Genomic DNA, 7405 nt, shown 5'->3' with positions numbered 1-7405 from the left:
CATCGTGCCGCCGAACTGCCTGTCTGGCTGCACAGATACAATTGGCATCGTCCACATGGCAGCCTAAAGTCAAAAACGCCTATCAGTCGCCTCGCCCTGATCGAGGACAACCTGTTGAAGCTCCACACCTAGGTCCTGCGTCCACATCCCGGCCGCGAGCCCGTAGATGGTGTCGTTGGCAATGGCCATCGCCTCGTCCTCGTCCTCGAAGGGAATGACCGACAGCACCGGTCCGAAGACCTCTTCCTGGGCGATGCGCATGGACTGCTTCACGTTGCCGAAGATCGTCGGCTCCACGAACCAGCCATCGGCAATCGATTTGTCCTCGGGTATCTTGCCGCCGAGCAATTGCGCAGCGCCCTCACCGTTGGCGATGCTGATGTAGTCGAGCACTTTCGCGCGCTGGGGCAAGGTGGTGATCGGACCGACCTGGGTCTCGGGATCGAGCGGATCGCCAATCCTCGCGGTCTTTGCGAAGGCGACCAGCTTTTCCGTCACCTGGTCGTAGACGGAGCGCTGCACAAGCGCGCGAGAACCTGCAATGCAGGTCTGCCCCGTCGCGGCAAAGATTCCGGAAACGAGGCCGGGAATGGCTGCCTCCATCTTGGCGTCGGCGAAAACGATGTTGGCGGATTTACCGCCGAGTTCGAGCGTGACCTTCTTGAGGCCGCCGGCGGCAGCCTGATAGACGCGGCGGCCGGTTGCATCACCACCGGTGAATGCCACTTTCGCGACATCTGGATGGGTGACGAGGCGGTCACCGATTTCATGGCCGAAGCCGGTGACGATGTTGACGACGCCCTTGGGAAAGCCCGCTTTCTCGAAAAGCCGGCCGAAGAACAACGCCGAGACCGACGAGAATTCCGACGGCTTCCAGACGATCGTGTTGCCGGCCGCGAGCGCTGGAGCAAGCTTCCACGTCGCCAGCATCAAGGGTGAGTTCCACGGTGTGATCGCGGCCACCACCCCGAGCGGCTCGCGGCGCGTGTAGTTGAACACGCCCGGCTTATCGATCGGGATGACCCGTCCCTCGATCTTGTCTGCGAGCCCGCCAAAGAAGCGGAACCATTGCGGGATGTATTTGCACTGCATCCGCATTTCATTGATCAGCTTGCCGTTGTCGCGGGTTTCGAGAACGGCCAGGTTTTCGGCCTCCTCCGCCACGAGGTCGGCAAAGCGCGTCATGATCTGCCCACGCGCGCTTGGGATCATCGTCCGCCACTCGCCGCGAAACGCGGCCGCTGCTGCCTGCACGGCCGCATCGACATCGGCTACGCCAGCGCGCGGAACAAGCGCCCAGGCCTTGCCGGTGAAGGGATCGAAGGATTCGAAAAAATCGCCCGACTGCGCGGCGGCCGCGCGGCCGCCGATCAGCATCGAGAGCTTTTCCGTGGCCAGCGGCGGACGGGTTGTCATGCTCCGACTTCCTGCATGGCTTCGCGCGCCACCCGGAAGGAATCGACGCCTGCGGGCACGCCGGCATAGATCACGACCTGTAGAAGGACTTCGCGGATCTCGTCTTTGGTCACGCCGTTGGTCAGCGCGCCCTTCACATGCATCTTCAGTTCGTGCGGACGATTGAGCGCGGAAAGCATGGCGAGGTTCAGCATGCTGCGGGTCTTCTTGTCGAGCGTGTCACGGCCCCAGACAGCGCCCCAGCAATATTCCGTCACGAGTTCCTGCAACGGACGATTGAAATCGTCGGCGCTGGCGAAGGATTTCTCGACGAATTCGGCGCCCAGAACCGATTTGCGGATTTCAAAACCCTTGTCGAACACGTCTTTGCCCATTGGATGGTCCTTTCCAGTTGCTTGGGAGATCAAAGGCCGGGTGTCGGCCGATATTTGCGGCCCCGCGCGATGACGTGGCCGAGCGAGCCGTTGGTCAGGTAGATCTGCGTCGCCTTGGAATCGTAGGGGACGTTCTCCTGGCCGGGATAGCCTATCAGTTCGCGCACGCGCGGGCTCATGTAGTAGGTGGCAATGGCAATCGTGGTGATCGCCGAGAAGGCTTCGCCATCCTCCTTGTTGAGGCTTTCCAGACGAGCCTCGGCGCCGTTGGCCGGACCGACCGCGATGCCGCGCGCAAAGCCCGGCTTCAGATCAACACGAAAATCCAGCGACTTCTCGACATCGGCGTAGCGGCAGACGTCGCTGAACTTCGGCATCTTGCCATGCGCGGGGATCAGGAAGTCTGCGAGCGCGAAGAAGGTGTTTTCGTTCGACATGTCAGGCCACCTTCTGGTTGCGGCGCTCGGCGATCATGCGGCGCGTATTGCGCAGCGCGACGGCCATGATGGTCGCCGTCGGGTTGGTAGCGCCCGAGGTCGGGAAGGTCGACGCATCCATGACATAGAGGTTCGGCACGTCGTGGCAGGCGCCCCATTGATCGACGACCGAGCGCTTCGGGTCGTCGCCCATGACGGTGGTGCCTATGAGATGCCAACCGGATTCACGCACCGGCGTCGAAACCAGCGTCTCGATGGCGCCGGCGGCGCGCACCGATTCCAGGCAGCGGTCGATGTTGAACTTCAGCAGCCGGTTGGAATTCTCGTTGACCTTGTAGACGATCTGCGGCGCCGGCAGCCCATCGGAATCCACCAGATCCTTCGACAGCACCACCTGGTTGCTCTCCTCCGGAAGATCCTCGCCGACAATGCCCCAGATCAGCGAGTGGCCGAAGCGGCGCGCTACATTTTCATGCAGGTTGGCGCCCCAGAAATCCTGGAACCGGCCGCTTTCGGCGACATAGACCTTGGACCCGGTCGCGCCGGATACACCGACCGGTCCGCCCGACGGCATGCAGTTCCATTTCGAGCCGCGTACAAAGCCGCGGCTTTCGTCGGTCTCGTAGAATTCCAGCGAATAGACCTGCTGGCCGAAGGGACCGCGCCAGGAATCCAGCGGATCCTGGTAAGAGGCCAGTACGCTTGCAAAGGGATGCATCATCAGCCGCTTGCCGACCATGCCCGACGAGTTGGCAAGGCCGTCCGGTTTCCCGGCTCCTCCCGACATCAGCAGCAGCCGTGGCGTGCCGACGCCATTGGCGCACAGGATGACCACCTTGGCGCGCTGGCGCCGGTCGCGACCGTTTGCATCGACATAGACGACACCGGTCGCCAGCCCCTGGTCGTTGGTCTCGATTTCTTTCACGCGTGCACGGGTGACGAGCCGCGCGCCGGCCTTCAGGGCCAGTGGCCAATGCGACCGGTCGGTCGTCGATTTCGCGCCCTCCGGACAGCCCGTCAGACAGGTTCCGCGACGCACACAGGGATTGAGTTCGCCGAACTTCTCCGACGGGATGGCGTTGCTGCCGGGCCACCAGTGCCAGCCCATCTTCTCCATACCCAGCGCACCGCGCTGGCCGACGGAGCCCATGGGGAGCGCCGGAAAGGGATAGGCGCCGCGCGGCGGGTAGGCCGGATCGCCGGCTAGACCGGAAACGCCCACTTCGCGTTCGATCTCGAGCTGGTAGGGCAACAGGTCTTCGTAGGTGAACGGCCAGTCCTCGGCCACGCCATCCATCGAGCGCACGCGGAAGTCGGACGGCAGGAAATGCATCCATTGCGCGCCGTAGAGGGTCGCGCTGCCACCGACGCCGGCAAACATCAACGGGTTGATATCCGTCGTCGACGTGTCGACGGGATAGTCGTTGGGATTGTCGCGGACGTTGGGATTGGGATGCCAGAGCTTGGTGCTGACAAGCTCGTGTTCCGGACGCGCGCCGGTATAGGCGGCATAGTCCGGCCATTCGCCCTGCTCGAGCACGACGACGGAAATGCCGGCGCGCGCCAGATGAAGTGCGGCGACCGAGCCGGATGGGCCGGCCCCGACGATCACGACATCCACTTCCTCGTCGCGCCTTGCCCGTGCATTGCGATCCGCCAGAACTTCAACGGTCATTTTCTTCCTCCCTTGGGGTCCAATGGCAGCATCGGGTCAGGCGAGCCGCGTCCGGTAAAACGCCGCCGCGCCGATGATGATGACACCCTTGATGATGAGCTGCATCTCGATCGGAAATCCGAGCAGCAGCACGAGATTGTTGATCACCACCAGAACGGCCACGCCAAGCAGCGCCGCAAAGATGTTGCCGCGCCCACCGGTAAGCGCGACCCCGCCCATCACGGCGGCAACGATGGAGTCCAGTTCGTAGCCTTGGCCAACCCAGTTCGAAACGGTGCCGACATAACCGAGCAGGAACAGTCCGCCTATTCCCGCGCAGACCGAGCAGATGACGTAGCAGAGGATGACCACGCGATCGGGCGCGACGCCGTTGAGGAACGCGGCCTTCGGATTGCTTCCGACCATGAAAATCTCACGGCCGAGGCGTGACCGGTGCAGCACGATGCCGAACGCAATTGCCAGAAATGCCAGGGTGATCAGATTGACGGGCACGCCAAAAATCCGTCCGGAGGCCAGAAAGCCCATGCCCGGCGGCAAGGTGCTGATCGGTGCGCCGCCAGTATAGGCGAAACGAATGCCTTGCAGGATGATCATCATCGCCAGCGTTGCGAGAAACGGGCTGACATTGCGTTTGGCGACGAGCCAGCCGTTCACCAGACCCACCGCGGCCGACAGGGCGATCGCGGCGATGAAGATCATCGGAATCGCCTCATTGGTCGTGGCTTTGAAAGCGGTCGCCAGCACGGCCACCGTTGCCATCAGCGAGGCCACGGAGAGGTCCAATCCGCGCACCAGGATGACAAAGGTCTGGCCGACGACGACCATGCCAAGCGGTGCCGCGATCGTCAGCACATTGACCAGGTTGGCCGGCCGCAGAAAGGTTGGTGAAGCGAGAGCCGCAACGGTCATCAGCACGGCCAGGAAGATCATCAGCCCGTAGCGCTCGAAGACTGAGGCCAGGGACATGCCTTGCGATCGCGGCATCGGGGTATCAAGAGGCGCCATCACTATCTCCGCCTTGTGGTGTGGATGCCGACCGCGATGATGATGATGAGACCTTGGATGACCCACTGATAGTAGGACGAGACATTGACGAAGTTCAGCAGGCTGTTGAGCATGGTGACGAGCAGCACGCCGAGGAAAGTACCGAGCACGCCGCCTCTGCCGCCGGCCAGAATGGTGCCTCCGACCACGACTGGCGTGACCGACTGCAGCGTCAGCGCGGCGCCGATGCGCGGGTCGCCAACGCCGGTGCGGGCGGTCAGGAAAATCGCCGCTATGCCGGCGCACAGGCCCGACAGCGCGTAGGCAAGCACCACGATACGATCGACCGGCAACCCATTCAGCCGCGCCGCTTCCCGATCGCCGCCGACGAAGTAGATGCTGCGGCCCGTGCGCGTGCGCTGCAGCCAAAGCCCGGCGAGCGCGAAAATCACCACGAGCACGATGGCGCTGAACGGAATACCGCCGACCTTTGCATAGGCAATATCCGCGAAGGCGCGCGGTACGGAGCCGCCGGGCTCCTTGCGGTACATCAGCGTTGCGCCAAAGATGATCGAGGACATGCCGAGCGTGACGATCAGGGGATGGACGCGCAGCACGACCGTCAGCAATCCGTTGAGCGCGCCGACAGCGGTCGCGGCGAGCAATGCCAGCGGCAGTGCAAGCCAGACCAGATCCGGACGCCATTCGAGGAAGTTCGCCAGAAAGACGGTGAGCGCACCGACCAGCGAACCGATCGCCAGATCAATGCCGCCCATCAGCACGACGAACGTCTGACCCAGGCTGACCATGCCCAGCACGATGAGCTGCTGGAACAGATTGCCGATGTTGCGCCAGGTCAGAAACCGATCGGACAACAAGCCGCCGACGACAGCAAGCAGCACCAGCAGCACTGCCACGATCAGATAGGAAAGCAACAGCCGGTTGCGGCGAAGATCCACCGTGATCGCGCTCATCCGACCGGCTCCGCTCGCTGATCCGTTTCCGCCTCGCGGTGCCCGACAGATCGCACGGCGAGATCCATGATCGCCTCCTCGCCGAGTGCATCGCCTTTGATTTCGCCGACGACATGGCCTTGCGCCATGACGAAGACCCTGTCGGAGAGACCGACGATTTCGGGCAGTTCTGAACTGATCATCAGCACACCGACGCCAGAATCCGCCAGCCGTCGCACGATGCGGTAAATCTCCACCTTGGCCCCGATATCAACCCCGCGCGTCGGTTCGTCGAGGATAAGCAGCCTGCTGGCGATCCGCGACCAGCGGCTGAACAGCACCTTCTGCTGGTTTCCCCCAGAGAGATTGCCGATCTTCACGTCAGGCGACGGCGTCGCTACCGAAAAATCCTGGATCTGCTGCATCGCCACAGCACGTTCCTGCTTCCTGTCGATCAGGCCATGTTTCGTTATGCCGTCGAGGTCGGGCGCCACGATATTGGCGGAAATCGGCAGACCGAGAAACAGGCCGTCGTCCTTGCGGCTCTCGGTTAGGAAACCGAGCCCATGCCTTATCGAACCCTTCGGAAGCATTGTCTCAAATGGCTTGCCATCAAATTCGATCACCCCGCTCTCGACGGCTCGCGTGCCGAAGATAGCCTCGGCAACCTCTGTGCGCCCCGAACCGACCATGCCGGCCACGCCGACGATTTCGCCAACCTTGACGTTGAGGCTGACGTCGCGGACGCGCGGACCGGCCTTGAGATTGCGAACTGTGAGCACATCCGGACCGCCCGCCGGTGCCATACGCCGCGGCGGATAGATCTGGCTGAGCCGGCGGCCAACCATTCGAGTGATCATCTCTTCACGCGTGAGCGCGCTTACCGAGCTGGTGCCGACGAGTTGGCCGTCCTTGAGTATGGTCACCGTGTCGGCGATTTCGAATATCTCCTCAAGCCTGTGGGAGACGTAGACGATGCCGACGCCTTCGTTGCGCAGCCTGCGCATGTTCTCGAACAAAAGATCGACCTCGCGGCCAGCGATGACCGCTGTCGGTTCGTCCAGGATGAGAAGCCGCACCCTGCCGACCAGGGCTTTCGCGATCTCGACCATTTGCTGATCGGCAAGCGGCAATTCGTCAATCCTGGCGTGGGTTGGAATATCTACGCCGAGTTGTGCGAGTATTTCAGCGGCGCGGACGTGGCGGGCGCGGTTCGAAATGAGACCAAACCTGCCGCGGGGCTGCGTATCGACCAGAATGTTCTCGGCGACCGAAAGTTCGGGAAAAAGCGCAAGCTCTTGATGGATCGCGTGGATGCCGGCAGCGCGTGCTTCCTTCGGCGACTGCCAGGAAACCGGCTTGCCGAGATAGGTCATGGTCCCGGAATTCGGTTTGGTCACGCCGCCCATAACGCGGATCAGCGTCGACTTGCCTGCGCCATTTTCGCCGAGAAGGGCGTGAATTTCGCCTGGCTGCACGGCGAAATTGACCTTGTCCAGGGGTTTGACTCCAGGATAGTCCTTCTCGATCTGGCTGAGCTCAATAACAGACGCTGACATATCCGGT

General features: G+C 62.4%; 7 protein-coding genes and 1 pseudogene. 1 reads left to right on the top strand and 7 read right to left on the bottom strand.

Annotated elements, in window-relative coordinates; genetic code table 11:
• A pseudogene (locus tag NP503_RS30240) lies at positions 1-132 on the top strand (IS481 family transposase); the annotation flags it as partial.
• Here NP503_RS30240 and NP503_RS30235 read toward each other — a convergent pair.
• From NP503_RS30235 to NP503_RS30205, 7 genes are read right to left on the bottom strand one after another with little or no spacing between them, the layout of a single operon-like run.
• On the bottom strand, positions 70-1416 hold the full coding sequence (locus NP503_RS30235; RefSeq protein ID WP_372958895.1) for an aldehyde dehydrogenase: 1347 nt from the start codon (positions 1414-1416) through the stop codon (positions 70-72). The pseudogene NP503_RS30240 and the gene NP503_RS30235 sit on opposite strands and share 63 nt — an antisense overlap.
• Entirely contained in the window at positions 1413-1790 is a 378-nt protein-coding gene (locus NP503_RS30230) for a carboxymuconolactone decarboxylase family protein (RefSeq protein ID WP_109661499.1), read from the bottom strand. Before NP503_RS30230 ends, NP503_RS30235 begins: the two co-directional genes overlap by 4 nt.
• 29 nt (positions 1791-1819) lie before the next feature.
• Positions 1820-2227 carry a hypothetical protein gene (locus NP503_RS30225; protein ID WP_127330559.1) on the bottom strand — a complete coding sequence of 136 codons (408 nt, stop codon included), beginning with the start codon at positions 2225-2227 and terminating at the stop codon, positions 1820-1822.
• A gap of 1 nt (position 2228) precedes the next feature.
• Positions 2229-3902: a GMC family oxidoreductase gene (locus NP503_RS30220; protein ID WP_127330561.1), complete on the bottom strand. Its 1674-nt coding sequence runs from the start codon at positions 3900-3902 to the stop codon at positions 2229-2231.
• 36 nt (positions 3903-3938) lie between these two features.
• Positions 3939-4868, bottom strand: a complete 930-nt coding sequence (locus NP503_RS30215) for an ABC transporter permease (protein ID WP_256755022.1) — start codon at positions 4866-4868, stop codon at positions 3939-3941.
• Between the two features lie 41 nt (positions 4869-4909).
• Positions 4910-5860 (bottom strand): ABC transporter permease, encoded by a 951-nt coding sequence (locus NP503_RS30210; RefSeq protein WP_127330565.1) that lies wholly within the window; start codon positions 5858-5860, stop codon positions 4910-4912.
• Positions 5857-7398, bottom strand: a complete 1542-nt coding sequence (locus NP503_RS30205; RefSeq protein ID WP_236383508.1) for a sugar ABC transporter ATP-binding protein — start codon at positions 7396-7398, stop codon at positions 5857-5859. The genes NP503_RS30210 and NP503_RS30205 overlap by 4 nt, the downstream gene beginning before the upstream one ends.
• Between the last annotated feature and the right edge of the window lie 7 nt (positions 7399-7405).

It is taken from the genome of Mesorhizobium sp. SEMIA396, assembly GCF_024518615.1.
Lineage (GTDB): Bacteria > Pseudomonadota > Alphaproteobacteria > Rhizobiales > Rhizobiaceae > Mesorhizobium.
This window is presented reverse-complemented; position numbering and strand designations above follow the sequence as displayed.